Source organism: Streptomyces sp. NPDC033221 (assembly GCF_055577005.1).
Genome location: NZ_JBVIQN010000001.1, coordinates 414772 through 441405, shown reverse-complemented (window position 1 = coordinate 441405; position 26634 = coordinate 414772). Strand labels below are relative to the sequence as shown.

General features: G+C 72.1%; 26 protein-coding genes. 11 read left to right on the top strand and 15 right to left on the bottom strand.

Annotation, left to right across the window (positions count from 1 at the left end; genetic code table 11):
- Window positions 1-21: 21 nt before the first annotated feature.
- On the bottom strand, window positions 22-852 hold the full coding sequence (locus ACZ53K_RS01995) for an alpha/beta fold hydrolase (RefSeq protein ID WP_468830670.1): 831 nt from the start codon (window positions 850-852) through the stop codon (window positions 22-24).
- 121 nt (window positions 853-973) lie between these two features.
- Here ACZ53K_RS01995 and ACZ53K_RS01990 point away from each other — a divergent pair, with 121 nt between their 5' ends.
- Together ACZ53K_RS01990 and ACZ53K_RS01985 are read left to right on the top strand one after the other, a co-directional pair.
- Window positions 974-1414, top strand: coding sequence for a MerR family DNA-binding transcriptional regulator (locus ACZ53K_RS01990; protein WP_468830667.1), 441 nt, complete (start codon window positions 974-976; stop codon window positions 1412-1414).
- A gap of 209 nt (window positions 1415-1623) precedes the next feature.
- On the top strand, window positions 1624-2520 hold the full coding sequence (locus tag ACZ53K_RS01985; RefSeq protein WP_468830664.1) for a hypothetical protein: 897 nt from the start codon (window positions 1624-1626) through the stop codon (window positions 2518-2520).
- Here the strand turns inward: ACZ53K_RS01985 and ACZ53K_RS01980 are convergent.
- The 5 genes from ACZ53K_RS01980 to ACZ53K_RS01960 form a co-directional block, all read right to left on the bottom strand.
- Window positions 2504-3277 (bottom strand): succinate dehydrogenase iron-sulfur subunit, encoded by a 774-nt coding sequence (locus tag ACZ53K_RS01980; RefSeq protein ID WP_030024128.1) that lies wholly within the window; start codon window positions 3275-3277, stop codon window positions 2504-2506. The two genes, ACZ53K_RS01985 and ACZ53K_RS01980, sit on opposite strands and share 17 nt — an antisense overlap.
- Window positions 3277-5031, bottom strand: coding sequence for a succinate dehydrogenase flavoprotein subunit (gene sdhA / locus ACZ53K_RS01975; RefSeq protein WP_468830661.1), 1755 nt, complete (start codon window positions 5029-5031; stop codon window positions 3277-3279). The genes ACZ53K_RS01980 and sdhA overlap by 1 nt, the downstream gene beginning before the upstream one ends.
- Window positions 5032-5056: 25 nt before the next feature.
- Complete coding sequence (locus ACZ53K_RS01970) at window positions 5057-5539, bottom strand: succinate dehydrogenase hydrophobic membrane anchor subunit (protein WP_468830658.1); 483 nt, start codon at window positions 5537-5539, stop codon at window positions 5057-5059.
- A 9-nt stretch (window positions 5540-5548) separates the two neighbouring features.
- A complete protein-coding gene (sdhC, locus tag ACZ53K_RS01965; RefSeq protein WP_003985924.1) occupies window positions 5549-5929 on the bottom strand; it encodes a succinate dehydrogenase, cytochrome b556 subunit in 381 nt (126 codons plus the stop codon).
- A 231-nt stretch (window positions 5930-6160) separates the two neighbouring features.
- Window positions 6161-6766 (bottom strand): 2-oxo-4-hydroxy-4-carboxy-5-ureidoimidazoline decarboxylase, encoded by a 606-nt coding sequence (locus ACZ53K_RS01960; RefSeq protein ID WP_468830655.1) that lies wholly within the window; start codon window positions 6764-6766, stop codon window positions 6161-6163.
- Between the two features lie 242 nt (window positions 6767-7008).
- Here ACZ53K_RS01960 and ACZ53K_RS01955 point away from each other — a divergent pair, with 242 nt between their 5' ends.
- The 3 genes from ACZ53K_RS01955 (at window position 7009) to ACZ53K_RS01945 (ending at window position 10939) form a co-directional block, all read left to right on the top strand.
- Entirely contained in the window at window positions 7009-8643 is a 1635-nt protein-coding gene (locus tag ACZ53K_RS01955) for a beta-N-acetylhexosaminidase (RefSeq protein WP_468830652.1), read from the top strand.
- 443 nt (window positions 8644-9086) lie between these two features.
- On the top strand, window positions 9087-9845 hold the full coding sequence (locus tag ACZ53K_RS01950; RefSeq protein WP_468830649.1) for an RNA polymerase sigma factor: 759 nt from the start codon (window positions 9087-9089) through the stop codon (window positions 9843-9845).
- Complete coding sequence (locus tag ACZ53K_RS01945) at window positions 9845-10939, top strand: hypothetical protein (RefSeq protein ID WP_468830647.1); 1095 nt, start codon at window positions 9845-9847, stop codon at window positions 10937-10939. Before ACZ53K_RS01950 ends, ACZ53K_RS01945 begins: the two co-directional genes overlap by 1 nt.
- Before the next feature lie 228 nt (window positions 10940-11167).
- Here the strand turns inward: ACZ53K_RS01945 and ACZ53K_RS01940 are convergent, their stop codons facing one another.
- Window positions 11168-12031, bottom strand: a complete 864-nt coding sequence (locus ACZ53K_RS01940) for a L,D-transpeptidase family protein (protein WP_468830645.1) — start codon at window positions 12029-12031, stop codon at window positions 11168-11170.
- 204 nt (window positions 12032-12235) lie between these two features.
- Between ACZ53K_RS01940 and ACZ53K_RS01935 the strand changes: the two genes are divergently transcribed.
- Window positions 12236-12445, top strand: a complete 210-nt coding sequence (locus tag ACZ53K_RS01935; RefSeq protein WP_073758983.1) for a hypothetical protein — start codon at window positions 12236-12238, stop codon at window positions 12443-12445.
- 21 nt (window positions 12446-12466) lie between these two features.
- Here the strand turns inward: ACZ53K_RS01935 and ACZ53K_RS01930 are convergent, their stop codons facing one another.
- Window positions 12467-12952, bottom strand: coding sequence for a MarR family winged helix-turn-helix transcriptional regulator (locus tag ACZ53K_RS01930; RefSeq protein WP_468830643.1), 486 nt, complete (start codon window positions 12950-12952; stop codon window positions 12467-12469).
- Between the two features lie 71 nt (window positions 12953-13023).
- Here ACZ53K_RS01930 and ACZ53K_RS01925 point away from each other — a divergent pair, with 71 nt between their 5' ends.
- Window positions 13024-14766, top strand: coding sequence for an alpha-keto acid decarboxylase family protein (locus ACZ53K_RS01925; RefSeq protein ID WP_468830641.1), 1743 nt, complete (start codon window positions 13024-13026; stop codon window positions 14764-14766).
- A gap of 283 nt (window positions 14767-15049) precedes the next feature.
- Entirely contained in the window at window positions 15050-17983 is a 2934-nt protein-coding gene (locus ACZ53K_RS01920; protein WP_468830639.1) for an ATP-binding protein, read from the top strand.
- Window positions 17984-18052: 69 nt separating this feature from the next.
- On the opposite strand, the gene ACZ53K_RS01915 is transcribed toward ACZ53K_RS01920, so the two are convergent.
- From ACZ53K_RS01915 to ACZ53K_RS01895, 5 genes are all read right to left on the bottom strand, one after another.
- On the bottom strand, window positions 18053-18460 hold the full coding sequence (locus ACZ53K_RS01915) for a hypothetical protein (RefSeq protein WP_468830637.1): 408 nt from the start codon (window positions 18458-18460) through the stop codon (window positions 18053-18055).
- A gap of 23 nt (window positions 18461-18483) precedes the next feature.
- Entirely contained in the window at window positions 18484-18867 is a 384-nt protein-coding gene (locus tag ACZ53K_RS01910; RefSeq protein ID WP_468830635.1) for a hypothetical protein, read from the bottom strand.
- A 35-nt stretch (window positions 18868-18902) separates the two neighbouring features.
- Window positions 18903-19580 carry a hypothetical protein gene (locus tag ACZ53K_RS01905; protein ID WP_468830633.1) on the bottom strand — a complete coding sequence of 226 codons (678 nt, stop codon included), beginning with the start codon at window positions 19578-19580 and terminating at the stop codon, window positions 18903-18905.
- A gap of 23 nt (window positions 19581-19603) precedes the next feature.
- Entirely contained in the window at window positions 19604-19984 is a 381-nt protein-coding gene (locus tag ACZ53K_RS01900; protein ID WP_468830631.1) for a hypothetical protein, read from the bottom strand.
- Window positions 19985-20188: 204 nt separating this feature from the next.
- Window positions 20189-20896, bottom strand: a complete 708-nt coding sequence (locus ACZ53K_RS01895) for a FadR/GntR family transcriptional regulator (RefSeq protein ID WP_468830629.1) — start codon at window positions 20894-20896, stop codon at window positions 20189-20191.
- A gap of 135 nt (window positions 20897-21031) precedes the next feature.
- On the opposite strand from ACZ53K_RS01895, the gene ACZ53K_RS01890 reads away from it, so the two are divergent.
- Together ACZ53K_RS01890 and ACZ53K_RS01885 are read left to right on the top strand one after the other, a co-directional pair.
- Window positions 21032-21559 (top strand): gluconokinase, encoded by a 528-nt coding sequence (locus tag ACZ53K_RS01890; RefSeq protein ID WP_468830627.1) that lies wholly within the window; start codon window positions 21032-21034, stop codon window positions 21557-21559.
- Window positions 21560-21650: 91 nt separating this feature from the next.
- Window positions 21651-23048 (top strand): GntT/GntP/DsdX family permease, encoded by a 1398-nt coding sequence (locus ACZ53K_RS01885; protein ID WP_468830625.1) that lies wholly within the window; start codon window positions 21651-21653, stop codon window positions 23046-23048.
- Here ACZ53K_RS01885 and ACZ53K_RS01880 read toward each other — a convergent pair.
- Window positions 22969-23811, bottom strand: coding sequence for an AraC family transcriptional regulator (locus ACZ53K_RS01880; RefSeq protein WP_468830623.1), 843 nt, complete (start codon window positions 23809-23811; stop codon window positions 22969-22971). The two genes, ACZ53K_RS01885 and ACZ53K_RS01880, sit on opposite strands and share 80 nt — an antisense overlap.
- Before the next feature lie 53 nt (window positions 23812-23864).
- Between ACZ53K_RS01880 and ACZ53K_RS01875 the strand changes: the two genes are divergently transcribed.
- Window positions 23865-25088, top strand: coding sequence for an MFS transporter (locus tag ACZ53K_RS01875; RefSeq protein WP_468830622.1), 1224 nt, complete (start codon window positions 23865-23867; stop codon window positions 25086-25088).
- Here the strand turns inward: ACZ53K_RS01875 and ACZ53K_RS01870 are convergent.
- A complete protein-coding gene (locus ACZ53K_RS01870; protein WP_468830620.1) occupies window positions 25066-26616 on the bottom strand; it encodes an FAD-dependent monooxygenase in 1551 nt (516 codons plus the stop codon). The two genes, ACZ53K_RS01875 and ACZ53K_RS01870, sit on opposite strands and share 23 nt — an antisense overlap.
- Window positions 26617-26634: the final 18 nt, after the last annotated feature.

Genomic DNA, 26634 nt, shown 5'->3' with positions numbered 1-26634 from the left:
CCCCCCGCCGGACCCCAGCCCCTACAGCCCCCGCTCACCCAGGAACTTCACGATCAGCCCCTCCCACTCCTCCGGCCGCTCCGCCATCGGCACGTGCCCGGTGGCGATCTCCGCGTACTCGGCGCCGGGTATGTGCTCGGCCAGGTAGCGCGAGTGGGAGGGGTGGATCAGCTGGTCCTGGGTGGTGGCGATGACCAGGGTCGGTACGGTGATCCCGGCCAGGTCGCCGGTGGTGTCCACCTCCTTGACCAGCGCGGTCTGCTCGGCCGAACCGGCGGGCGGGCCGTCGGGGCTGTCGTCGAGGACGGTGGCGAGTTCGGCGGGCGGCAGGGCGTTGAGGGCTTCGGGGGAGAGGCCGCTGAGCGCGCGGGCCTGGGCGAAGCCCGCGTAGTCGCCGCGGTCCAGCAGGCGCAGCCACAGGTCGATCCAGATGTTCGCCCGGTGGTCGGGCTTGGCGAGCCCGGCGGTCAGGATCAGGCCGCGTACGCGTTCCGGGTGACGGGCGGCGGCTCGTACGGAGACCGCCGTACCGAGGGAGAAGCCGATCAGGGTGAACGTTTCGACGCCCGCCGCGACGGCCTCGGCCACGAGGGCGTCGGCGAGGGCGTCGAGTTCCAGAGGGCCGTCGGCACGCGGGGTGCTGCCGGAGCCGGGGTAGTCGGGCGCGACGACGGTGTGGCCGGTGGCGGCCAGCGCGGGGACGAGCCCGGCGTAGTTGCTCTCGATGCTGCCGGTGGCGCCGTGCGCGAGCAGGATGCCGTGGGCGGCGGGGGCGGTGCCCTCGTCGGCGGGGGTGACGGTGGCGGACAGGGCGGGAAGGCGCGATGCGGTGGGCGTGGGAATCTTCGTCATGCGCACCAGGTTGACCCCTGACACCGGTGTCAAGGTCAAGTCGCGGGTTCGGACGGCCGAGCCGCCGGTTTGAAGATCAAGCCGCCGGTTCCAGGGGCCGGTCGCACAGGGGAGGCTGTTGATGGCAGGGTCGGGGGAGCGCGCGGTCCGCGCGGCGGGGGACGGTCTGCGGATCGGTGAGCTGGCCGAGCGCACGGGGGTCAGCGCCCGTTCACTGCGCTATTACGAGCAGCAGGGCCTGCTGTGCGCGGATCGGGACGCCAATGGCTACCGCCGCTACGGCCCCGACGCCCCGGAGGCCGTGGGGCGGATCCGCGAGCTGCTCGCCACCGGCCTGGGTACGGATGCCATACGGGAGCTGCTCCCGTGCGCGCAGGGCGGCCCCGGGCTGGTCTTCTGCGACCGCTCCTGCGGGGTGGTGGAGCGGCAGATGGCGCAGCTGGACGCGGAGATCGCCGAACTGGCGCGTAAGAGGGAGGCGTTGGCGACTTACGCGCATGTGATGCGTCAACGCCGGGATCAGGACCGGGCGTTGGCGGCCATGGCGCTGCGTTCGGCTTGACGTCGCGGCGCCGGGCCGTGGCGGGACGTCCCGGGGGTATGCCAGACGCACCGCCGTGACCTGCGCAGATGTTTTCTCATTCATTTTTCATTGAACAAATTCAGGGCCAATGGCGTGTACGGGTTGCGGAATGCGGCCCACGGGTCGGATCCTCGGGTGCACCGTTGTTCGGGGGAACAGCGGTGTGCTCACGGCATCGGGGGATCGTTGTGTTACGTGTCCATTTCACGCCGGAGGATCTGCACCGGACGCGGGTCGCCGAGGGGGCCGACCCCCTGTGGGAGACCGTCCTGAGCCTGCACCGCCTGCGGGAGAGCCGTACCGAACCGGCCCTGGCCGCCTGGCGGCAGCACGCCGCGCGGCACGGTCCCGGGCCGCTGCGCATGCTGCTGCCGCTGGTCCCGCCGCGCGGCTACTTTCCCGACTTCCTGACGCCCGCGGCCGGGGCGGCGGGCGTGGAGCCGGGTCTCGAAGCGGTGATGACGACGCCCCGGCGCCGGCTGCGTACCGAGATCGGCCTGCTGGCCGGGCAGTCGCAGCGCACCGGGCACGGCCAGCACGCCGCCCCGCACGCATGGATGCGCTCCCTCGCCGACGGTGAACCGGCCGCCCTGCGCGCTCTCGCCCGGAGCCTGCGTACGTACCACCACACCGCCCTCGGCCCCGGCTGGCCGATCATCGGGCAGCGCGTCGAGGCCGACCGTACGCTGCGGCTGCACGCGCTGCGCCAGGACGGTGCCGAGGCGATGCTGCGGACGTTCGGGCCGGAGATGCGCTGGCGGCGGCCGGTGCTGGAGGTCACCTATCCGCGCGACGGTGACCTGCGCTTGGAGGGGCGGGGCCTGCTGCTCGTGCCGTCGTACTTCTGCGCCCGCCCGGTCGCGCTCGCGGACACCGAACTGCCGCCGGTCCTCGTCTACCCCGCCGCGCCGCCGGTACGGGCGGCGGAGTCCGGGCGCAGTGCGCAGGCCGGGGCCGGACATGCCGAAGGGCTCCGCTCCCGTACGTACGGGAGCGGAGCCCTTCGCGGCTTCCAGACCAGGTTCGGGTCGCTGACCGGAACCAGGTTCCAGGGACTGTGCCCCGGGGTCAGAAGCGACGCGTGATCAGCGCGCGCTTGACCTCCTGGATCGCCTTGGTGACCTCGATACCGCGCGGGCAGGCGTCCGTGCAGTTGAAGGTCGTACGGCAGCGCCAGACGCCGTCCTTGTCGTTGAGGATTTCGAGCCGCTGCTCGCCGCCCTCGTCACGGCTGTCGAAGATGAAGCGGTGCGCGTTGACGATCGCCGCCGGGCCGAAGTACTGGCCGTCGTTCCAGAACACCGGGCACGAGGAGGTGCACGCGGCGCACAGGATGCACTTGGTGGTGTCGTCGAAGCGCTCGCGGTCCTCGGCGGTCTGCAGGCGCTCACGCGTCGGCTGGTTGCCGGTGGTGATCAGGAACGGCATCACGTCCCGGTACGCCTGGAAGAACGGCTCCATGTCCACCACGAGGTCCTTGAGGACCGTGAGGCCCTTGATGGCCTCGACCGTGATGGGCTTCTCCGGGTTGATGTCCTTCAGCAGCGTCTTGCACGCCAGGCGGTTCTTGCCGTTGATCCGCATGGCGTCCGAGCCGCAGATGCCGTGCGCGCAGGAACGGCGGAAGGTCAGCGTGCCGTCCTGCTCCCACTTGACCTTGTGGAGGGCGTCCAGGACGCGCTCCTTCGGGTCCATCTCCAGCTGGAAGTCCTGCCAGCTCGCGTCCTCGGAGACCTCCGGGTTGAACCGGCGGACCCGCAGGGTGATCGTGATGCTGTGCGAGGCACCGTCCTCGGCCGCGTCCAGGGCCTTGGAGTGCTTTTCGAGGGTGGAGGTGCTCATCAGTACTTACGCTCCATCGGCTGGTAGCGGGTCTGGACGACCGGCTTGTAGTCGAGGCGGATCGACTCGGCGCCGTCTGCCGCCACCTCGCGGTACGCCATGGTGTGCCGCATGAAGTTGACGTCGTCGCGGTTGGGGTAGTCCTCGCGGTAGTGACCGCCGCGGGACTCCTTGCGGGCCAGCGCGGACACCGCCATCACCTCGGCCAGGTCGAGCAGGTTGCCCAGCTCGACGGCCTCCAGCAGGTCGGTGTTGAACCGCTTGCCCTTGTCCTGGATGGACACGTTCAGGTAGCGCTCGCGCAGCTCGCCGATCTTCTCGACCGCGGTCTTGATCGTCTGCTCGGTGCGGAACACCATGACGTTGGCGTCCATGGTCTCCTGGAGCTCCTTGCGGATCTCGGTGACCCGCTCGTTGCCCGAGGCGGAGCGCAGCCGCTCGACCTGGTCCTGGACCAGCTTGGCCGGGTCCTCCGGCAGCTCGACGAAGTCGGCGGTGGCCGCGTACTCCGCCGCGGCGATGCCGGCCCGGCGGCCGAAGACGTTGATGTCCAGCAGCGAGTTGGTGCCCAGGCGGTTGGCGCCGTGCACGGACACGCAGGCGACCTCGCCGGCGGCGTACAGGCCCGGCACGACGGTGGTGTTGTCGGCCAGCACCTCGCCCTCGACGTTGGTCGGGATGCCGCCCATGGCGTAGTGCGCGGTCGGCTGGATCGGGATCGGGTCCGTGTAGGGCTCGATACCGAGGTAGGTGCGCGCGAACTCGGTGATGTCGGGCAGCTTGGCGTCCAGCTGCTCCGGCGGCAGGTGGGTCAGGTCCAGGTAGACGTGGTCGCCCTCGGGACCGCAGCCGCGGCCCTCGCGGATCTCCGTGTAGATGGAGCGCGAGACGACGTCACGTGAGGCGAGGTCCTTCATGACGGGCGCGTACTTCTCCATGAAGCGCTCGCCGTCCTTGTTGCGGAGGATGCCGCCCTCACCACGGGCGCCCTCCGTCAGCAGGATGCCCATCCGCCAGATGCCGGTCGGGTGGAACTGGAAGAACTCCATGTCCTCCAGCGGCAGCCCGCGGCGGTACGCGGCGGCCTGGCCGTCACCGGTCAGGGTGTGCGCGTTGGAGGTCACCTTGAAGAACTTGCCGGTGCCGCCGGACGCGAAGATCACGGCCTTCGCCTGGAAGACGTGGATCTCGCCGGTGGCCAGCTCGTACGCGACGACGCCGGCCGACTTCTTCACCCCGTCCACATCCTGGAGCAGCAGGTCCAGGACGTAGAACTCGTTGAAGAACTCGACGCCCTCCTTGACGCAGTTCTGGTACAGCGTCTGGAGGATCATGTGGCCGGTGCGGTCCGAGGCGTAGCAGGACCGGCGGACCGGGGCCTCACCGTGGTTACGGGAGTGACCGCCGAAGCGGCGCTGGTCGATGGTGCCGTTCGGGGTGCGGTTGAACGGCAGGCCCATCCGCTCCAGGTCCAGGACCGAGTCGATGGCCTCCTTCGCCAGGATCTCGGCGGCGTCCTGGTCGACCAGGTAGTCGCCGCCCTTGATCGTGTCGAAGGTGTGCCACTCCCAGTTGTCCTCCTCGACATTGGCCAGGGCGGCGGCCATGCCGCCCTGCGCCGCGCCGGTGTGGGAGCGGGTGGGGTACAGCTTCGTCAGGACCGCGGTGCGGCTGCGCTTGGTCGACTCGATGGCCGCGCGCATGCCCGCGCCACCGGCGCCGACGATGACCGTGTCGTACTTGTGGATCTTCATGAGTCGGTTACCTCAGCCCCGGGGCCTAGCGGATGTTCGGGTCGAAGGTGAAGATCACCAGCGTGCCCAGAAGGACGGTGAACACCGTGGCGGTGTACAGGAGCATCTTCAGCCAGAAGCGGGTGGTGTCCCGCTGCGCGTAGTCGTTGATGACCGTGCGCAGGCCGTTGGCGCCGTGCAGCATCGCCAGCCACAGCATCACCAGGTCCCAGACCTGCCAGAACGGCGAGGCCCAGCGGCCCGCCACGAAGGCGAAGCCGATCTTGGAGACGCCGCCGTCCAGCACGAGCTGGAGCAGCAGGTGGCCGAGGACCAGGACGACCAGCACGATGCCGGACAGGCGCATGAAGAGCCAGCCGTACATCTCAAAATTCGTACGGGTCGACTTGGGCGTCTTCTTCGTACGCTTGCGGGGCGGCTCGATCACGGGAGCCGGGTTGTCCGCGTCGTACAGGGAGACGGAGTCGGTCACAGCGGGACCTGCGGGGGATTGGGTTTCAGCAGACATCGCGCGTCATCAGCTCCCGAACAGCGTGCGCAGGGTGTGCTGCAGCACGGGGTAGAAAGCGCCGGCCATCAGGACGGCCCACACGCCGACAACGGTCCACAGCAGCTGCTTCTGGTACTTCGGTCCCTTGGACCAGAAGTCCACGGCGATCACACGGAGACCGTTGAGCGCGTGGAAGAGGATGGCGGCGACGAGGCCGTACTCCATCACGTTGACGAGTGGCGTCTTGTACGTGGCAACGACGTCGTCATAGGCCTCGGGGGAGACGCGGACGAGTGCGGTGTCGAGGACGTGCACGAACAGGAAGAAGAAAATGAGGACGCCGGTGACTCGATGAGCCACCCAGGACCACATGCCTTCCCGGCCGCGGTACAGCGTTCCAGCCGGCACGGAAAAACCCTCCGGGAGCGGGGATTGGGGCCTGCCGGCTTCTCTGTCGGTCTGGCCCGGCCGGGTACGGTCCACCGGCCCCGGCCATCGTAGCGACGGACTGTCGGTTCCTCCCGCCGGGGTCCTCAGGTGTGATCAAACAGGCACGTACGGGCTACCCCGCGAGGGCGGGTCGGCCCTGTACGCCGGGCGGGGGAACGGGGTAAGGACGGGCCGGACGGCCGGGGCCTCTCAGGCCCGGGAGGAGGCCGCGAGCCGGGCGAGCCGCCCGCGGGCGATCCGGCGCAGCTCGTCGGCGGCGATGGCCCGCTCCTCCTCGGGCTCGTTGCCGAGCCGGTCGTGGATGGCGGTGAGCACCACGTTCAGCTGTTCGGTGTCGCGGAAGCCGTCCAGGCAGATGACGAAGGCGTGCCGGAACTGGCGCTCGTACTCGGCGTGCGCCGCGCGCAGCGCGGTGTGCGCCGCCAGCGTGCCCGGGCCGCGCGCGCCGACGAGCGGCTGCGGTGAGAGGGTCTCCCCGGCCAGTGCCTCGTCCAGGTCGCCGGTGGTCAGGTCGTAGCTCGCCTCGTCGGCGGCGGCCAGCAGTGCCTCCAGGTCGGGGTACGGGCGGTGCGCGGCCAGGCGGCGGGCCCAGCGGCGGCTGCCGCAGCAGCGCATCAGGCCGGCCTCGGCGGTGTCCGGCGGGGCGCCGTTCAGGCGGGCGAGGCCGGGCGTGCCGGCCGGGGCGGCGCTGCCGGGAGGCGGTGGCGGCAGCGGCGGGAGCTTCTGGGAGGGTGTGGCGGGCCGGGGAGTGCGCAGCGGTGTCGGCGGGGCGGCCGGGATGTCGCTGGGCTGCATGGGCTCCTCGGGGCGGAGAACGCTGATCGGGGCGGCCGGAGTGCGCGGCCGCGGCGGATGCGCGGGGGCCGTGGGCCACGGGAGGGGTGAACGGGTTGAGACGACACCGTAACGACGTCTGTCGATCACTGTCCGACGGATGCACGAATTTCACCCGTATGAGAGAGCTTTCGCGCGCGTAGTAGACGTAAACGTCTGTCACCTGGCAATACCTTCGCCCCGGAAAGGGAGGTTTTGCGTATATGAGGACCGGAAAACTGGCCGCGAGCATCACCGCAGGAGTGACGGCCGCCCTCACGGCACTGGCTGTCACGGGCTGCTCGAACAGCGGCACCCCGCCCAAGGGCGGCGACGGCGGCAGCGCCTCCGCCTCCGCCGCCCCCACCCCCACCTGGGACCCGGTGCAGGGCCCGCCCCGCACCGTGCCCGCCGTACAGAAGTTCAGCGCGGCCGACGGGCGCGGCTGGCGGCCCGCCAAGACGGCCCGCGTCGTGGTGCCCGCGGGGGAGAAGAGCCCGGTCGCCGACGAGGCCCGGCGGTTCGCCAAGGAACTGGGTGGTTTGGGTACCGTATGGGGCAAACAGCCCGTACGGCCCGGCGATGTCGAGCTGCGGCTGTCCGGCGGCCAGGACGCCGCCCGGCGCGAGGACAACGCGCCCGTGTACGACACCGCCGCCGAGGCCTACACCCTCACCGCGCGCGGCACCCGCCTCACCCTCACCGCCCCCACCGACGCCGGAATCTTCAACGGCACCCGCACCGTCCTGCAGTCCGTACGGGCCTCCGGCGGCGTCCCCGAAGGCACCGTCGAGGACCGCCCCGACCGTGCGCAGCGCGGCTTCATGCTGGACATCGCGCGCAAGCACTTCGATGCGCGGTGGATCGAGGACCGCATCCGCGATCTGGCGGGCCTCAAGCTCAACCAGCTCCAGCTGCACTTCTCCGACGACCAGGCCTTCCGCATCGAAAGCGAGAAACACCCCGAGATCGTCTCCGCGGACCACCTCACCAAGGACCAGGTGCGCCACCTCGTCGAGGCCGCCCGCGGCCTGCACGTCACCGTCATCCCCGAGATCGACTCGCCCGGCCACCTCGGCGCCGTACTCCGCGCCCACCCCGGCCTCGAACTGCGCTCCGCCGACGGCCGGACCCAGCGTGGCGCGATGGACATCTCGCAGCCCGGGGCCGCCGAGATCGTGGACGACCTGCTGCGCGAGTACGCCCCGCTCTTCCCCGGCGGACACTGGCACCTGGGCGGCGACGAGTACCGCGCGCTGGCCGACCGGGCCCCCGCCGAGAACTACCCGCAGCTGGCCCGCGCCGCCCAGGACAAGTACGGCGACGACGGCACGATCGAGGATCTGGCCACCGGCTGGCTCAACGACCGGGACAAGACCGTGCGCGCTGCCGGGGCCAAACAGGTCGAGGCGTGGAACGACGGCTATTTCCGCGACACGGACGTCGCCCCGGACCCCGGCCGCACCGTCGCCTACTGGACGGGCAAGGAGATCGGCGCCCGCGAACCGGACGAATACCTGCGCGAGAACCGCAAGGTCGTCAACCTCAACGACGAATACCTCTACTACGTGCTCGGCGAGCCCAACAACATGCCGTACCCGACCGGCGAACGCATCTACACCCAGTGGACCCCCGGGGTGCTGCGCGGCACCAAGGCCGTGCCGCAGGAGCTGTCCGGCCCGGACCGGGTGCTCGGGGCGCGCCTGGCGGTGTGGTGCGACCTGGCGGACGAGCAGACGCAGCAGCAGGTGGCCGACGGCATCCGGATGCCGCTGCGCGCGCTGGCGCAGAAGGTCTGGGACCGCCGCGATCCGGCCCTTTCCTGGGCGGACTTCAAAAAACTGGCCAACCAGGTCTGAGCGGCCAGGGCCGGACGCGGCGAGAAGGGGACGACCGGGGCCGCCACCCCCCACAGGAGAGGCCCCGGCCGTCGTTCCAGGGGAGCCCGGTGAAGGGCCCCTGCTCCTTACAGCGCCACCGGCCGCGAAAGCGTCACAGGGGGCGCGGGGCGCGGTGTGTCCCATGTCGCGCGCCAGGGCGCACGGACCGGTGCCGGGCGCTCTGGACGCGGGGTGTGCCCGAGCCGTAGCGTGCGGGTCCGCGCCGCCCGGCGCGGTGGCCGTGCGTACCTCCCGTGGGTGTGGAGGGGCTGGTCAGCGGAGAGCCCGGGTGCCTGGTGCGCGGGCGGGCGGGTTACCGTCAGCGGGGACACACGGGTTACCAGGGGTACCCGTGGGGCACGAGAAACAGCGAATCAGCGAGGACCGGGCGGCGGACTTTCCGCGTGCGACAGGATGGACCCGTGCGAGGGGACGACATTCAGCCGGACGACGGCCGGCTGACGGTCGCCGTACAGGCGGCGCAGGGTGGTGACGAGGCGGCTTTCCGTACCGTCTACCGAGCCGTACATCCCCGGCTGATCGGATATGTACGGACCTTGGTGGGCGAAGCGGACGCCGAGGATGTGGCCTCCGAGGCATGGCTCCAGATCACCCGCGACCTGTCCCGCTTCAGCGGCGACGCCGACCGCTTCCGCGGCTGGGCCGCGCGGATAGCCCGCAACCGCGCCCTGGACCACATACGGATGCGCGGCCGCCGCCCCGCGGTCGGCGGCGACGAAACCGCACTCGCCGACAAACCGGGCGCCTCGGACACCGCCGACGAAGCCATGGAAGCCCTCGGCACCGGCCACACCTTCCGCCTCATCTCCCGGCTCCCGCAGGACCAGGCCGAAGCCGTCGTGCTGCGCGTCGTGGTGGGCCTGGACGCCAAGAGCGCGGCCGGAGTGCTGGGCAAGCGGCCCGGCGCCGTACGGACCGCCGCACACCGCGGACTGCGACGCCTCGCCGACCTGCTCGGCGCCGGCGGCGAGGACGGCGGACCCGGTGACGGACCCGTGGGCGGAGCCGGTGACAGAGCCGTGGGAGGCCCCCTGGGCGGACCCATGGAAGGAGTGCCCGCACAAGGCACCGGACGGGGCGCCGGACGGAGTGCGAGCGCGGCGGAACCGTACGTACCGGGTGTGACGGAAACGGCCGCACGAACGCAGAAGGACATGTGATGGCCGACGACCGGTACAACTGGCTCGACGAGGAGGCCGCGGAGCGACTGCTGCGCGGCGAACCCGCCGGTTCCCCGGCCGGCACCGGCGCCGCGGAACTCACCGCCCTGCTGAACGCCGCCGCGGCGGCGGGCCACGGCCCGGCCGCCGACGAACCGCTCCCCGGCGAGGAAGCCGCCGTCGCCGCCTTCCGACAGGCACGCGGCCACGCTCCGGCACCGGCCACGGCCCCGGCGGCCGACATCACGGCCACGCCCGCCACGGAAGCCGTACGCACCCCCCGCGGCACCGGCCCCGCCACCCGCCGCCGCTTCGGACGCCCCCTGCGCCGCGGCTTCATGGTGGCCCTGGCGGGCTGCGCGCTCGGCGGCGTCGCCGTGGCCGCCGGCGCGGGCGTCCTGCCCACCCCCTTCCGCGGTGGCCCCGGCCCGGCCCCGGCCACCAGCGTCTCCGCCGCCGAGTCCCCCGGCCCGCTCGCCACCGACGACACCGGCACCACCACCGGCGGCACCACCCCGATGCCGGACCCCACCACCGGCACCGGCCGGCCCGGCCCTCTCATCACCGACACCGGAAGCGACGGCGGCACCGGCGCCACCCCGCCCCCGGACACCGGACGAAGCACCCCCGGCCGGGACGCGGCCGGCGGCGGCACCACCGGCGACGGCGGCAACCGGCCCGACGACCCCCAGGGCAAACCCGACGCCGGGGAGAAACACCGGCTCGGCGTCACGTTCTGCCGCACCTACGAATCCGGCAAGCGCTCCCGCCTCGCCCAGGACACCCTGCGCCGCCTGGAACGCGCCGCCGGAGGCCCGGACAAGGTGCACGCCTTCTGCCGCCAGTACCTCACCCGCACCCAGGACGGCGGCACGTACGACGGCGGCCGCCACGACGATGACGACCACGGCCAGGGCGGCCGCGGCAAGGACCACGGCGGCAAGGGCGACGACGAGGACGAAGGCGGCCACCGCGGCCACCGCTACGCCCCCTCCGCGCGCATCGCACGCGACCCCGGAGGCATCGTCACCACCACCCCCGCCGCACCCGGCGCCCTACGCATCCCCGGAGCACCCCGCACCGCACGGGTGTGACGTTTTCCGGCCCCCCGGCGCAGTACGTCATGAAGCCGACTGGTCATCGGCTTGCGCGCGAGCCGGGGTTCCCCCCGTACCAACGGCTCGTCGCACAGGCGCGGGCGGGGCACGTTCCCCCGGCCCTGCCCGCGCTGTTTTTTGCGCCTAAGCCGGCGCCGCTCTCGCGGACCGGGTTGCTGTGGGTGGGGGTTGCTCAATTGATGGTTGGGGTCACTGCGGCTGGGGTTACTTGTAGATCACTACCTTGTCGCCCGGGCTTACCTCCTGGAACAGGGAGGCGACCTCGTTCTTGTCGCGGACGTTGACGCAGCCGTGGGAGGCGCCGCTGTAGCCGCGGGCGGCGAAGTCGGCGGAGTAGTGGATGGCCTGGCCGCCGCTGAAGAACATCGCGTACGGCATGGGCGTGTGGTAGATCGACGAGACGTGGCGGCGGCTCTTGAACGCGATACGGAACGTGCCCTCGCGCGTGGGGGTGTACTGGGCGCCGAAGCGGACGTCCATCGCCGAGCGGACCTTGCCGTTCACCATCCAGGCGAGCGAATTGCTGCGCTTGCTGATGCACAGGACACGGCCCGTCATACAGCGGCGGTCGCGCTTGACGGGCGGTTTCCTGGCGGGCTTCTTGGCCGCCTTCTTGGGGGGCGGGTACATCTGGGCGCGGGTCGGCGGACGGGTGCGCGAGCGCAGGGCGGTCCAGGACGTGCGGTCCAGGGTGCCCGTGCGCCGCAGGCCGCGCTGACGCTGGAACGCCGTGACGGAGGCGGCGGTCTGCCGTCCGTAGAAACCGGTGGGCTTACGGCGGAAGAGTGACAACTGGGCCAGACGGGCCTGTAGTTCGCGGACCTTCGGGCCCCGGGCGCCGCGCGCCAGGACCGGCTTCGCGGCCCGGCGTGGCGCCTTGCTCGCGCGGGTGCGTCTGGGGGGTGCCTTGTCCGCCGTGCGCATGGGAAACGCTTCCGCGCGTCCCGGCGCGGAGGCGGAGGGGGCCGTCGGTGACAGTCCGCCGTTCGGGGTGATCGTGATGGTTTTGCAGCCGGTCGTCACGGCCAGCACCAGCAGCCCCGCGGCCACCGCACGTCCCTTGCGCACGCCGTGATCCCTTCCGCCTCCGTGTCATGGCGTCACCCCCGCGGCGACACCGGACCCTTCCTGGATTCCCGGCCCCACGGTGAACCGAACCTGAGCCCACGTAGGGGTGAAGGGGAGCGGGGGTGAAGGGGTGCAAGGGGGCCGGGGCGCGCTACCGCTGCGCCCCGTGGGCCGCCGTCCGCCACCGCAAGGGACAATGAGGAGATGTCACCGCGTCGCCCGTGCCCCGTATGCAACCGAGAGATCGCCGTCGTCGGCGGCCGCTACGCCCGGCACGACCCGCCGGGCCGCCGCACCGTGCTGGAGCTGGTGTCGTGTCCCGGCTCCCGCCGTATCGCGCCGATGATGGCCCCGGCGGAGCGCTTGTTCGATCCGGAGGAGCCGCCGTTCCCGGGGCAGCAGCCCTTGTTCTGAGCGTCGTGGCGCGTACGGGTGCTACGGCTCCTGTGACGCGCGGCGTTCCGCGACGGAGGCGGTGAACGCCTCCCACTCCCGTCCGGCCAGCGGCGCCAGCATCCGGCGCCAGCCCTCGGCGGCCTCCGGACCGGCCTTCTCCAGCGCGGCGGCGAACAGCGCGCGCTGACGTTCGTGGAGCTTGCGTTCCAGGTCCGCGCCGCGCTCGGTGAGGTGCAGTTCCTTGCGGCGCCGGTCCAGCGCCCCCGGCGTCACCCGCACCATCTGCTCGTCGCCGAGCTTGCGCAGGGGCGCGTTGATGGCCTGCTTGGTCAGCTGGAGTGCCTGGCACAGTTCGCCGACGCTCATGCCGGGGGAGTACGCGAGGAACGTCAGGATGCGGTGGTGGGCGCGGCCCATGCCGTGCTCGGTCAGGGCTTCGTCGGCCGCTCCGGTGAAGGCGCGGTAGGCGAAGTAGAAGAGGGTGAAATCGCGGTCGAAGGCGTCCGGACGATTAGGGTCAAGCATGTTGACATTTTATCCCGGGCTTCCGTACGCTCGCGACATGGGTCAAGTTCGTTGACCTAAATCGTTTACGCTTGAAGAAAGCCGGTACCGCCATGTCGGACACCCCCTCGGACATCGGCCCGCAGGCCGCCGCCCGCCAGGCCGCGACCCCTCGGATCACCGTCGCCGACCACCTGCTCCGCCGTCTGCGCGAGCTGGGCGTCGAGCACCTCTTCGGGGTGCCCGGTGACTACAACCTCGGCTTCCTCGACCAGGTGGCCGCCTTCCCCGGCCTCACCTGGGTCGGCACCTGCAACGAACTCGACGCCGCGTACGCCGCCGACGGGTACGCCCGGCTGCGTGGCGCCGCCGCCCTCGTCACCACCTTCGGCGTCGGCGAGCTGTCGGCCGTCAACGGCGTCGCCGGTGCGTACGCCGAGTCCGTACCGCTCGTCGCCGTCACCGGTATGCCCGCCACCGCGGTCGCCGCGGCCGGCCGGCCCGTGCACCACACCCTGATGGACGGCGAGTACGGGCACTTCGGCCGGATGTTCGCCGAGGTGACGGTGGCCCGCGCCGACCTGACCGCGGAGAACGCCCCGGCGGAGATCGACCGCGTACTGCGCGCCATGTGGCGGGAGCGCAAGCCGGTGCACCTGAACCTGCCCACGGATGTCGTACTGGCCCAGGTGCCGGCGCCGGACGGCCCGCTGATCGTGCCGGACGGGCCCGCCGATCCCGGGGGGCTGCGGGACTTCCTCGCGAGCTGCGCGCGGATGCTGGACGGCGCCCGCAGTGTCACCGTGCTGGCCGGGCACGAGGCCGAGCGGTTCGGGCTGCGCGGACCGCTGCGTGAGCTGCTGGCCGCCGCGCCGGTCCGGGCCGCCGTGTTCTCCAGCGGGAAGGGCGTCCTGGACGAGGCTGCCCCCGGGTTCGTCGGCGCCTACACCGGGGAGATCAGCGACAAGCGGGCCCGGGCGGCCGTCGAGGATGCGGACTGCCTGATCCTGGCCGGCGCCCCCGTCTCGGACAGCGTCACCGGCGGCTTCAGTCACCACTTCACCCCGGAGCGGACCATCGAGCTGCGCCCGGGGCGGGCCGCCGCGGGGCGCGGGGTGTACGAGGGCATCGCCATGGCGGACGCCGTGGGCGGGCTGACCGGGCTGTTGCGGGGTTCGGGACTGCCCGAGCCGGAGGGGTACGGGGAGCGGGTGACCCATCCGGCCGAGGCTCCGGACGCCGGGTTGACGCAGCGTCAGTTGTGGTCCGCCGTCGGCTCGTTCCTGCCCGACGGCAGTGTGCTCGTCGCGGAGCAGGGCACCGCGTTCTACGGCGCCCAGGAGGTGCCGCTGCCCACGGACGGGCGCTTCGTCGGCCAGCCGCTGTGGGGGTCCATCGGATACACCCTGCCGGCCACCCTCGGTACCGAGCTGGCCGCGCCGGACCGGCGTTCGGTGCTGGTGATCGGCGACGGCTCCCTCCAGCTCACCGCGCAGGAGCTGGGCACCATGACCCGGTACGGCGCGGCCCCGGTGGTCGTGGTCGTCAACAACGACGGTTACACGGTCGAGCGCGCCATCCACGGCGCCACCGCCGCGTACAACGACATCGCGGCCTGGGACTACACCGCCCTGCCCGCCGCCTTCGGCGCGGGCCCCGGCACGGTCGCGGTACGGGTCGAGACCCCGGCCGAGCTGGCGGACGCGCTCGCGCTGGCCGCCCGTACACCGGACGAGCTGGTGCTGATCGAGGCGGTCCTGCCGCGCGAGGACGCGCCGGAACTGCTCACGGCCCTGGCGCGGCGCTTCGCGGAGCAGAACGCCTACGGGGCGTGACGGCCGGGCAGCACCGACGTTCCGGTACCGGACGGTCCCGCCCCGGCGCGTAGTGGATCACCACGAGATCAGCCGCCGCCGACCACGAGAAGGCGGCCGGTGCAAAGCGGGCGCCGGGGCGGTCCGGCGTCCGCCGCACCGTCCAAGTCGGCCGCCCCGTACGGCGATCAGCGGATGGGCGGCAGGCCGTCGTGGTCCGTCCGGATGCTGAGACCCCCGGCGCGGCGCAACCCCTGGTCCCGGGCCGACGTCTGGCAGACCGATAGACGGAAGTAGGGGCCAGATGATCGACGGTCGCAGGGGTGACGGAGCCGGCCGGGACGCACCGCGGGAAACGGGCGCGCCACGGACCGGCCGGCCGGGGCGCGACGGCCCGCCGCCGCTGGCCGGGCGCGCCGGTGAGCTGGCCGCCCTCGACGCGGTGGCGGACGAGGTGCTGGCGGGGCGTACCCGCGTCGTACAGCTGGCGGGCAACGCCGGTACGGGAAAGACGGCCCTGCTGGACCACTGGCTGGAGGGCGTCCCGCGGTTCCGGGCCGCCCGCGCGCACTGCCACCGGCTCCAGCGCGACTTCGCCTTCGGCACGGTACGGCGGCTGCTCCACCCGCTGATCGCCGCGGCCGGTGAGCAGGGCCGCCGGGCGCTGCTCGAAGGGACGGGGGAGACGGTGCTGCGCATCCTGGACCCGGAGGGGCCGTGGGGCGGCGACTCCGGGTCGTACGCCGACGCCGACGGGACACTGGAGGGCCTGGACCGTATCGTCTTCCGGCTGTCCCGCAGACAGCCGCTGCTGCTGGCCGTCGACGACCTCCAGTGGATCGACCCGCCGTCGCTGCGATGGCTGGCGCACCTGGTCAACCGGGCGGACACGCATCCGGTCCTGGTGGCCGTCACCACCCGTACCGGAGAGCGTCCGGCGCCCGGCGACCTGTACGACGCCCTCGTGCACCCCGACACCTGCCGCACCCTGGCGCTGGAGCCGCTCGGACCGGCGGACGTGGCGCAGCTGGTGGCGCTGGAGTTCGGCGAGCCCCGGCCGGACCCGTCCTTCAGCGCCGCCTGCCACGCCGCCACCGAGGGACACCCGCTCTTCCTGCGCGCCCTGCTGTGCGACGCGCGGCGCGGCGGCGTACGGCCCACGAAGGAGGACCGGGAGCGGATCAGGAGCTTCGGCCTGCCCACGCTGCTGCGCGAGGTACGGCACCGGCTGGGCCAGGGGTCCCCGGCCATGGCCGAGCTGGCGCGCGGACTGGCGGTGCTCGGGGACGGGATGCCGTGGCCGCTGCTCGCGGCGTACTGCGGCACCGGTGAGGCCGTGGTGCGGTCGGCGGGGGCGGAGCTGCACTCCCTCGGGCTGCTGGGGGCCGGGGACGAGCCGCGCTTTGTCCACCGGGTGGTCCGGGAGGCCGTCCTGGGGGAGTGGACGCCCCAGGAGGTCGGTACGGCCCACGCGCGGGCGGCACAGGTGCTGCATCTGAGCGGCCGCCCCGACGAGGAGGTGGCCGCGCACGTGATGGCGGCCGGTCCGGTGTCCGGCAGCTGGCCGCTGGCGGTGCTGCGCCGGGCCGCCGGGGAAGCACTGCGCCGGGGGGCCGCCGAGACAGCCGTGACGTATCTGCGGCACGCGGTCTTCCAGCCGGCCACACCGGGGGAGCACGCCCGGGTGCTGCTGGAGCTGGCCATCGCCGCCAGCCACTACGACACGGGGCTCGCGGTGTCGTACGGCACGGCCGCACTGGAGAACCTCACCGATGACGCCGCCCGCTCCGAGGCCGTCGGGGTACTGGCCTACTCCCACCTGATGTCACGCGGCGGGCACACCGGCAGCCCCGACCTGGCGCGGCTGGCCGCCGAGCTGAGCGCGCGCACGGGAGCAGCGGCAGGCGACCGCGAGCCTCTGCTGCGCATGCAGGCACTGATCGAGTGGCTGGAGTTTGAGCGGCCCTCGCTCCGTGTCGCGGCGCGGACCGGCGGGAGCGCCGCCGCCGACCTGGACGGGCACACCCCCGGCGAACGGCAGCTGCTCGCCATCCGCGCCTTCGCGACCCTGCGGTCGGGCGGCCCGGCCGACCGGGTCACCGAGCTGGTGGACCGGGCCCAGGTGAACCTGCCGGCGTTCTCCCACGACCTCTTCCCGCTGCACTACTTCGTCGCCCAGTCGCTGCTGTACCTGGACGACCTCGAAGCGGCCGACGGACTGTGCAGCCGCCTGCTGCACGGGACCCGGGACACCGGCAGGGAACTGCTGGCCTCCTGGCTGCTGGTCTACCGGGCCGCCGTCGCGCTGCGCCGGGGCGATGTCACCCAGGCCGCCGCGGTGGCCTGCACCCTGTCCGAGCGGGCCTGCGGGACCGATGACGTCCCCTACCGCCTGACCCTGGACACCATCCGGATCGACGCCCTCCTGGAACAGGGCGACCTGGAGGAAGCCGAGCGCATCGCCGCCGCCCACTCCGCCACGGGCCCCTCCGACACCTCCTGGGAACGGGCCCGCTTCCTGATGAGCCTGGCGTCGCTGCGCACTGCCCACGGCGACCGGCGCGGCGGTCTGGCGCTGCTGCGGGAGTGCGGACACCACTTCGAGGCGGCCGGCACCGTCAGCCCGGCGATCGGCCCCTGGCGGTCCCGCGCCGCCGGCGTCAGCCTTCAGCTGGGGTACGGGCACGACGCGCACGCGCTCGCCGAAGAGGAGCTGGACCTGGCGCGGCGCTGCCGGATACCGCGCGCCGTCGGCGTGGCACTGCACGCCGCCGGGCAGGTCGGCGGAGGGGCGAGCGGCCTGGCACTCGTGGCCGAGGCGGTGGACGTACTGGAGCGCACACCCGCCGACCTGGAACTCGCGCGGGCCCTGCACACCCTCGGGTGCGCGTTGCTGCGGCGCGACGACAAGCCCGGGGCCCGTACGGCGCTGCGCCGCGGGCTGGACATCGCGGTCAGATGCGGAGCCGCCGCCCTCGCACGCAGCCTCCAGCAGCGGCTCCACGAGGCGGGCGGCCGGGCCGGCAGCCGGGGAGCGGACGGCTGCCCGCTGACGGCCGGCGAGGAACGCGTCGCCGTGCTGGCCGCCGAAGGATGGAGCAACAAGCAGATCGCCGAACGTCTCTTCGTCTCCCTGCGGACCGTCGAGACGCATCTGACCGGGGCCTACCGCAAACTGCGCATCGACGGGCGGCGTGAACTGGGGCCCGCGCTGCGGGTGTTGCGCCAACGGCGCTGACCCGGCGCTGCGGAACAAGCAGCGCCGGGTCAGTGGTGCCGGGTCAGGAGTGGGGTCAGGGGTGCCGGGTCAGCAGTTCACGCGCAGGACTTCGGCGTAGTTCGGCCAGGTTCCCTTGAGCTGGTAGCAGCTGTTCTTGCTGACGTCGTCGACGGTGACCGTCTTCGGCGGGCCGCCCGTGTACCCGGCGAAGGTCACCTTGACGGTGGCGCCGGTCGCCTCCTCCGGGAAGTTCGCCTTCCAGGTGGCCCCCACGGCCTTGGCGTTGTGGCAGTAGTTCTTCTTCTCGATGCCGTCCGGCCCCTGCCATTCGTAACAGGTGTCGACGAAGTACATCGCGTCGCTCTTGAACTGGATGAAGTTCTCCGCGCTCGCGGCGGCCGACGGTGCCGTCAGGATTCCGCCGCCGAGCACGATGGCGAGAACGGCCGCGCCGTATCCGCCGGCCCGCTTCATCCGATGAGTTCCGGAAGTCACTTTTCCGTTCCCTTCGTCCGGGCCTAGCACTGCTTCTCGGTGATCTTCGGATTGAAGGTGGTACCGGAGAGTTCGTAGCAGTAGTCGCGCTTCAGATCGGTGATCTGCGGTGTGATGTTGCCGCCGGCGACCTGTGCCAGCGCCTTCACGTCGAGTTCCACGCCGGTCGCGTCCTCGGGTATCTCCACCCGCCAGGTGTCGTTGATCTTCTTCCCGGCATCACAGCTGTCGGACGTCTGCGAACCCGTCCACTTGTAGCAGGAACTGGCCACGAACCAGCCCTTGTTCTCGAAGGAGATGAAGTGGCCCGATGCGGCGGAGGCGGTTGGTGCCGTCACCACCGCGCCGGCCAGTGCGATGCCGATCGCGGCGGTCGCACAGGCTGCCGTACGCCTGATGTTTCCCATGGCCTGCGTCCTTTCGTCGGTCCCGCGGTGCGCCTTCAGCCGCACGGCTTGACATCGGGCTTGGCGCGCTTGGCGCTGTCCTTGAGGAGCGCCTCGGTACGCACCCCGGATATCTTCGCGCCGCCGAACTTCCCGCCCTGGACGGTGACGTCGGACGTGGTGCGCTCCATGTCGTGACCCAGCTTGAGCGTGCCCCGGTACCCCGGCTTCACGGTCATTTCGACGCTTTCGGTCTTCGTCTCGGTATTGGTCTCGTTGTACTGGCCGTTGATTCCGATACCGACGCCCTTGGCCAGCGGGATGTCGACGGAGCCCCCGATGTTCCAGCCCCAGGCGAACGCGTGCATACCGCCGATGGTCTGCTTCATGTCCGCCTTGTCGCCGCCCGTCGAGCAGTTCTCCAGCACCGCGGCACCGGTGCCGTCACTCGACGCGTCGAACCACTTCGTCACCTTTTCCGCGGTGCCGACCGTGGCCGCCTTGCAGGAGACCGACTGGCTCTTGCACTGCTCAAGGGCTTCCTTGACCCGGGCCGGGTCGGTGTCCTTGATCCCGTTCTTGTACTCGACGGTCGGCGTCGCCTCGTTCACCCAGTTGTCCGTCGCGCCGTCCACGGAGGTGTATTCGGGCGGGACGGCCAGGGCCGCCGGGGTGGCGAATCCGAGGGCGGCGGTGAGGGCGCCGGCCACGACGCCCATGCGTGTGTACTTCATGGCTCTGCTCGCTTCCTCGTTCTTCAGCAACCGGTTTCGATCAGCTTTTCCGAGCCGAGCAGGCCCCGGATTTCGAAGCAGTGGTTCTTGCTGGTGTCCTGCACCGCGGCACTGTCCCTGTTCTTGTCCCACGGCGACAGTTTCAGGTTGACCACCGCGGAGGTCGCGCCCTTCGGGAAGTACGCGGTCCAGGACTGGCCCACGGCCTTGCCCTGGTTGCAGTAGTCCTTGCCGCTGGGGACGCCCTGCCACTCGTAGCACGTGGTGGCCACGATTCCCGCCTTGTTGGTGATTTTGACGTAGTTCTCGCTTCCCGCGTGTGCGGCCGGGGCGAGTGTCAGGGCGGAGGTGCAGAGGGCCGCACCGGCCGCCAGGCTGAATACCGTCCTTCGGGCAGTTCTCAAGGTTCCGGCCTTTCTTCGAACTGTGCTGCGGCGCCGGAGAAGTGCATCGGTGGGTGATGCCGCGCCGTGTGGTCACAGTTATGCCCGGCCGGGCTGCCGTTGGGAAGAAATAAAGCCGAGGTCTGCGGTAGGGAAAGAGAGTTCAGCGGTCGACCACGAATTCTCGTGGCGGCGACCACGGTGTGCGGCCGCGGCCGGGTGCCGTTACGGCGCGAGGACGTCCAGTTCGGCCATGGCACCCACGGTGATCTCGCGGGTCAGTGCCTCGGCGCGCTCCGCGTCGCCGACCCGTACCGCCTCGGCGACCTGGACGTGCAGGGTCACCGCGGCCGGGTCGGGGTCGGTGAACATGACGTGGTGGTGGGTGCGGCCGGTGAGGACGGCGGCCACCACGTCGCCGAGCCGGGCGAACATCTCGTTGCCGGAGGAGGTCAGCACGATGCGGTGGAAGGCCACGTCGTGCACCAGGTACGCGTCGAGCTGCTGGCCGCGCGAGGTGGCGACCATGCCCATGGCGTGCTCGGTCAGCTCGGCGCACTGCTCCGGGGTGGCGTGCCGGGCGGCCAGGCCCGCGGCGGCCGGTTCGACGGCGGAGCGCAGCACGGTCAGGGAGCGCAGCTGCCGGGGGCGGTCCGGGCCGTCCAGCCGCCAGCCGATGACGCGCGGGTCGTAGACGTTCCACTCCTCGGTGGGGCGCACGGTCACGCCGACCCGGCGCCGCGAGGCCACCAGGTGCATGGATTCCAGGACCCGTATCGCCTCGCGGATGACCGTACGGGAGACGTCGAAGCGCTGTTCCAGCTCGTCGGTGCGCAAGATCGTGCCCGGTGGGTACTCACCCGCGGTGATGGCGGGTCCGAGGGACTCCAGTACCCGCGCGTGCAGCCCCTGACCCGCCCCCTGGTTCTCCATGGGTTCAGCCTACGTTCCCGGGAGGTCCCCGCTTTTAAGTATGACTTTTACGTCACAGGGGCTTGAATACGTCGTATCCCATGGGTTTCAGTGGGACGGCAGACCGATGTCAAAGAGGACAGCGAGGTACACGGGATGAGCACCCCCCACGTCATCGTCGTGATGGGCGTGGCCGGCACCGGCAAGACGACGATCGGGCCGCTGGTGGCCACCGACCTCGATGTCCCCTACGCGGAGGGCGACGACTTCCACCCCCCGGCCAACATCGCCAAGATGTCCGCCGGCACCCCCCTCCAGGACGCCGACCGGTGGCCCTGGCTGGACGCCATCGGCGCCTGGGCCCACGGCCGCGCCGGCCGGGGCGGCGTCGTCAGCAGCTCGGCGCTCAAGCGCGCCTACCGTGACCGCCTGCGGGCCGCCGCGCCCGGCATCGTCTTCCTGCACCTGACGGGCGACCGGTCGCTGATCGAGACCCGGATGGGTGAGCGCAAGGGCCATTTCATGCCCACCGCGCTGCTCGACTCCCAGTTCGCCACCCTCGAACCGCTGGGCGCGGACGAGGCGGGCGTCGCCGTCGACGTGTCCGGCACCCCGCAGGAGATCGCCGACCGTGCCGTCGAGGCGCTGCGTCACTACGACACCGGCCGGCCCGCCCCCGCCTGACCGTCCGCCGCGGGCCCGGGCCCGTACGCCCCCGCGTCACCGCACCGGGGCCACCACCACACCCAGCAACAGCACCTCTTAGGGAACAGCCGTGACACATCTCAGCGTCGAGATGCTGGCAGCGGATGCGACCGAGCCGATCACCTCGGCCGGTCACGCGCAGCTCGGCATCGCCGTCCTCGCGGGCATCGCCGTCATCGTCCTGCTCATCACCAAGTTCAAGCTGCACGCCTTCCTGTCCCTGATCATCGGCTCGCTGGTGTTGGGCGCGGTGGCGGGCGCACCGCTGGACAAGGCCATCGCCAGCTTCTCGTCGGGCCTCGGCAGTACGGTCGCGGGCACCGGCATCCTGATCGCGCTCGGTGCGATCCTCGGCAAACTGCTCGCCGATTCCGGGGGCGCCGACCAGATCGTCGACACGATCCTGGCGAAGGCGAGCGGACGCGTCATGCCCTGGGCGATGGTGCTGATCGCGGGCATCGTCGGCCTGCCGATCTTCTTCGAGGTCGGCATCGTGCTGCTGATCCCCGTGGTGCTGCTGGTCGTCAAGCGCGGCAACTTCTCCCTGATGCGCATCGGCATCCCGGCGCTGGCCGGCCTGTCCGTCATGCACGGCCTGATCCCGCCGCACCCCGGCCCGCTGGCCGCCATCGCCGCGCTCGACGCCAACCTGGGCGTCACCCTGGCGCTCGGCGTGGTCGTCGCCATCCCCACCGCGATCGTCGCCGGTCCGCTGTTCTCCCGCTACGCCGCCCGCTGGGTGGACATCCGCCCGCCGGAGAAGATGATCCCCGAGCGCCCCTCGGGCGAGCTGGACAAGCGCCCCGGCTTCGGGATCACCGTCGCCACGGTGCTGCTGCCCGTCGTGATGATGCTGGCCAAGGCCCTGGTGGACGTCGTCGTGGACGACAAGGGCACCACGGTCCAGCGGGTCTTCGACGTGGTCGGCTCCCCGCTGATCGCGCTGCTCACCGCCGTCCTCGTCGGCATGTTCACGCTGGGCCGGTCGGCCGGCTTCACCAAGGGCCGGATCGCCACCACCGTCGAGAAGTCCCTCGCGCCGATCGCCGGTGTGCTGCTGATCGTGGGCGCGGGTGGCGGCTTCAAGCAGACCCTGGTGGACGCGGGCGTCGGCCAGATGATCCTGGAGCTGTCCAAGGACTGGAACATCTCCACGCTGCTGCTGGCCTGGCTGATCGCGGTCGCGATCCGGCTCGCGACCGGTTCGGCGACGGTGGCCACCATCTCCGCCGCCGGTCTGGTGGCGCCGCTCACCGCGGACATGTCCACCACCCACACCGCCCTGCTGGTCCTCGCCGTCGGCGCCGGTTCGCTGTTCTTCAGCCACGTCAACGACGCGGGCTTCTGGATGGTGAAGGAGTACTTCGGCATGGACGTCGGCCAGACGCTCAAGACCTGGTCGCTGATGGAGACGCTGATCTCCGTCGTCGGGATCGTGTGCGTCCTGCTGCTGTCCCTGGTGTTGTAGCCGGGCCGACGAGAGCCCGGTGGGCGCCCGGCGTGTGTCCGAACGACCGGCGGAAGGCATCGATGAAGGCGCTGGCCGAGGCCCAGCCGCAGCGGTGCGCGATCGCGGTCACGGACAGCGCCGGGCCGTCCTGCGCCAGCAGCACCAGCGCGTGGTGCAGGCGCAGCTGCGTACGCCACTGGGGGAAGGTCATGCCCAGTTCAGCGCGGAAGAGGCGGGCCAGGGTCCGTTCGCTCGCCCCGGCCCGCGCGCCCAGTGCGGCGAGCGGGCGCGGATCGGACGGGTCGGCGCGCAGGGCCGCGCAGACCGCCGCCAGCCGCGGGTCGCGGGCCCGGGGCAGGTGCAGGGCCTGGAGCGGGGTGTGGCGCAGCTGGTCGAGGAGTACGGCCAGCAGGCGCCGCGCCTCGGCCGTACGGCGGCTGCCCGTACCGCTGTACGCGATGATCAGCTCGCGCAGCAGCGGGCCGACCGCGAGGACGGCGGGCCGGTCCAGCCCCAGCGGGTCGGCGGCCGGCGGCACGCCGACGGTGTGCAGGTCGGTGTCCCCGTGCGCCCGGTGCTCGTGCACCGTCCCGGCCGGAATCCAGATCGCGCGGGTGGCCGGGGCGACCCAGCTCCCGGCGTCCGTGGTCACGGTGAGCACGCCGCGCCCCGCGTAGACGATCTGGTGGACGTCGTGTGCGTGGGCCGTCACCTCGGTGCCCTGCGGCAGGAACCGGGTGACGGTCGTGACGTGCGGCGGGTGTTGGCGGAAAACCGGCATGACGTGGCAGCTTATGAGAAGTCCGCCACCGGGCGCGCGGCCAGGATCGTTGCATGACGACGAAACACCTGGCCGCGCCCCGGCGGCCGGTCGCGATGATGTCCGTCGGGCACGCGGCGGTGGACTTCTACCAGGGCGCGGTCCCGGCCCTGGTGCCGTTCCTGGTGGCCGAGCGCCACTACGGTTACGCCGCCGCCTCCGGCATCGTGCTGGCCGCCACCCTGCTCTCCTCCATCGTGCAGCCCCTGTTCGGCTCGCTCACCGACCGCTGGACGATGGCCTGGCTGATCCCGGTGAGCACGCTGTGCGCGGGCCTGGGCATCGCCCTGTCGGGGCTCGGCGACTCGTACGCCCTGACCTGCCTCGCCGTCGCCCTCTCGGGCATCGGCGTGGCCGCGTACCACCCGGAGTCCGCGCGGCTGGCCCGCGTCGCGAGCGGCGGCAGCCACGTCGCCATGGGCTGGTACTCCCTCGGCGGCAACATCGGCTTCGCCCTCGCCCCGGCCGCCGTCGGCCCGCTGCTGACCGCGGGCTCGCTGAACGCATCGCCGTGGCTGGCGGTGCCCGCGGTGGCCGGCGTCCTGCTCACCGCTCCGGTGATCCGCGCCCTGGCGCCGCGGGCGGCCGTCGCCAAGGCCGCGGCGCGCTCGGCGGGCCGGGACAACTGGCCGGAGTTCCTGCGGCTGACGGCCGTCATCGTCTGCCGCTCCATCGTCTTCGTCGGCCTGAGCGCCTTCATCGCCGTGTACGCCCAGCAGCGGGTGGGCGGCGGCGCGGCCGCGGGCTCGGTGGCCCTGTTCGTGCTGTTCGCGGGTGGTGCGGTGGGCACCGTGCTGGGTGGCCGGCTGGCCTCCCGGTGGGGCCGGGTCCGTACCGTACGGATCGCCTACGCGGCCACCGTCCCGGCCGTCGCCGGGCTGGTCCTCGTCCCCGGCCCCGCGCTGTACGTCTTCGCCGCCCTGACGGCCACCGCCCTGTACGTGCCGTTCTCCCTGCACATCACGCTCGGCCAGGACCTGCTGCCGAACCGGATGGGCACCGCGAGCGGTGTCACCCTGGGCCTCGCCGTCAGCGTCGGCGGCGTCGCCACCCCGGCCATCGGCGCCCTCGCCGACACCACGAGTCTGCGGACCGCGCTGCTGCCGCTGATCGCGCTGTGCGTCGTGGCGTGGCTCGTCGCGCGGACGCTGACCGAGCCGGGGACCGGCGACCAGCGGCCGGTGCCCTCGGAGGAGGGCACCGGGCAGGCCGCCGCTAACGTGCTGCCGCGCCCGTGAGGACGCCGTACCGGGCCAGCTCGTCCGGCAGGCCGGAGGCGTCGTCGGCGGCGCAGGCCACATAGCCGTCGGGCCGGACGAGGAACACGCCCTCGCCGTACGCGCTACGGGCGTGGCCCTCGGAGTCGAGCAGGTCAGGGGCGGGCCCGCCGACCCGGCACGTACGGACCAGCTCGCCGTCGAGCGCCGGGAGTTCGACATCCCCGATGCCCAGCAGGGTGAAGTGCGGGCCCTGGAAGACCTCGAAGAGGCGGCGCGGGGTGCCGTCCAAGGTGGTGCAGGGCGCGTCGGGGGCGCGGTTGCCGGCGCGCAGCGCGCCGTCGGCGAGGCCGGTGCGCCGCTCGGAGGTCAGCGGTCCGTCCGGATAGCCGACACCCATCTGGTGCAGGTCGCTGCCGCGCCGCATGTCGCCGGACCGGTGCAGCCGGGTGCTGATGTCCAGGATGCTCGCGGCGACCGGCAGCCGCTCGGCCTCGTAGCTGTCGAGCAGGGAGTCCGGCGCGCCGCGCCGGATGACCTGGCCCAGCTTCCAGCCGAGGTTGTAGGCGTCCTGGACGCTGGTGTTCAGCCCCTGGCCGCCCGCGGGGGAGTGCACATGCGCCGCGTCACCCGCCAGGAAGACCCGGCCCACCCGGAACCGGTCGGCCAGGGCGGCGTTCGGGCGGAAGGAGGAGGACCACAGCACCTCGCCCAGCTGGTCGAGGCTCAGGTGGGTGCGTTCCGCGATGAGCTTGCGCACGCCGTCGGGCGAGGTGTCCGGCACGGTGTCGGGGTTCATGAAGCCCGCCATGAGCAGGAAGTAGTCGTACTTCGCCGGCGCGAGCAGCGAGACGAAGTCGGTGGCCCGGAACTCCCCCCACATGTGCCAGTGCTGCCGGTCCAGCCCGTCGAGCCGGATGTCGGCGAGGAGCAGCGGGTACGGCGCGACGGACTGGCCGGTCATGGTGACGCCGAGCGCCTTGCGTATCGGGCTGCGCCCGCCGTCGGCAGCGACGAGGTAGGAGGCGCGCACCGTACGGGCGGTGCCGTCGGCGCGTACGACGCGGGCCTCGACGCCGTCGGCGTCCTGGGTGAACGACTCCAGACCGGCGTCGAACGCCACCGTGCCGCCCAGTTCGGTCAGCCGCGCGTACTGGACCTCCAGGTTCCGCCACTGCGGGACCATCAGCATGGTGCCGTACGGAGTGGCGGGCGTCGGGTCGGCGGCCTCGACCATCACGCGCTCGTCGACCATGCGGCCGTTCTCCCAGATTCCCCTCGGCGGGTATGTCCCGCCGGACGCCCGGACGGCGTCGAGCACGCCGAAGTCCTCGTACACCTCCTGGGTGCGCGGCTGGATGCCGCTGCCGCGGGTGCCGGGTGCCAGCCGGTCCTGGCGTTCCAGGACGAGGGCGCGCACACCGCGCCGGGCGAGGTCGAGACCGAGGGCCAGGCCGGTGGGGCCGGCGCCGGAGATCAGTACGTCGACGTGCGCGGGCAGGGCGTCGAAGCGGCCCGCGGATGCTTCCTTAACGTTGTTAAGTGCCATGCTTCCGAGGATGCGCTT

Bases quoted from the DNA above. Each gene is read 5' to 3' on its own strand.
- ACZ53K_RS01995 (WP_468830670.1), bottom strand. From the start codon at position 852: ATGACGAAGATTCCCACGCCCACCGCATCGCGCCTTCCCGCCCTGTCC.
- ACZ53K_RS01990 (WP_468830667.1), top strand. From the start codon at position 974: ATGGCAGGGTCGGGGGAGCGCGCGGTCCGCGCGGCGGGGGACGGTCTG.
- ACZ53K_RS01980 (WP_030024128.1), bottom strand. From the start codon at position 3,277: ATGAGCACCTCCACCCTCGAAAAGCACTCCAAGGCCCTGGACGCGGCC.
- sdhA (WP_468830661.1), bottom strand. From the start codon at position 5,031: ATGAAGATCCACAAGTACGACACGGTCATCGTCGGCGCCGGTGGCGCG.
- ACZ53K_RS01970 (WP_468830658.1), bottom strand. From the start codon at position 5,539: ATGTCTGCTGAAACCCAATCCCCCGCAGGTCCCGCTGTGACCGACTCC.
- ACZ53K_RS01960 (WP_468830655.1), bottom strand. From the start codon at position 6,766: ATGCAGCCCAGCGACATCCCGGCCGCCCCGCCGACACCGCTGCGCACT.
- ACZ53K_RS01955 (WP_468830652.1), top strand. From the start codon at position 7,009: ATGAGGACCGGAAAACTGGCCGCGAGCATCACCGCAGGAGTGACGGCC.
- ACZ53K_RS01945 (WP_468830647.1), top strand. From the start codon at position 9,845: ATGGCCGACGACCGGTACAACTGGCTCGACGAGGAGGCCGCGGAGCGA.
- ACZ53K_RS01935 (WP_073758983.1), top strand. From the start codon at position 12,236: ATGTCACCGCGTCGCCCGTGCCCCGTATGCAACCGAGAGATCGCCGTC.
- ACZ53K_RS01930 (WP_468830643.1), bottom strand. From the start codon at position 12,952: ATGCTTGACCCTAATCGTCCGGACGCCTTCGACCGCGATTTCACCCTC.
- ACZ53K_RS01920 (WP_468830639.1), top strand. From the start codon at position 15,050: ATGATCGACGGTCGCAGGGGTGACGGAGCCGGCCGGGACGCACCGCGG.
- ACZ53K_RS01910 (WP_468830635.1), bottom strand. From the start codon at position 18,867: ATGGGAAACATCAGGCGTACGGCAGCCTGTGCGACCGCCGCGATCGGC.
- ACZ53K_RS01905 (WP_468830633.1), bottom strand. From the start codon at position 19,580: ATGAAGTACACACGCATGGGCGTCGTGGCCGGCGCCCTCACCGCCGCC.
- ACZ53K_RS01895 (WP_468830629.1), bottom strand. From the start codon at position 20,896: ATGGAGAACCAGGGGGCGGGTCAGGGGCTGCACGCGCGGGTACTGGAG.
- ACZ53K_RS01890 (WP_468830627.1), top strand. From the start codon at position 21,032: ATGAGCACCCCCCACGTCATCGTCGTGATGGGCGTGGCCGGCACCGGC.
- ACZ53K_RS01880 (WP_468830623.1), bottom strand. From the start codon at position 23,811: ATGCCGGTTTTCCGCCAACACCCGCCGCACGTCACGACCGTCACCCGG.
- ACZ53K_RS01875 (WP_468830622.1), top strand. From the start codon at position 23,865: ATGACGACGAAACACCTGGCCGCGCCCCGGCGGCCGGTCGCGATGATG.
- ACZ53K_RS01870 (WP_468830620.1), bottom strand. From the start codon at position 26,616: ATGGCACTTAACAACGTTAAGGAAGCATCCGCGGGCCGCTTCGACGCC.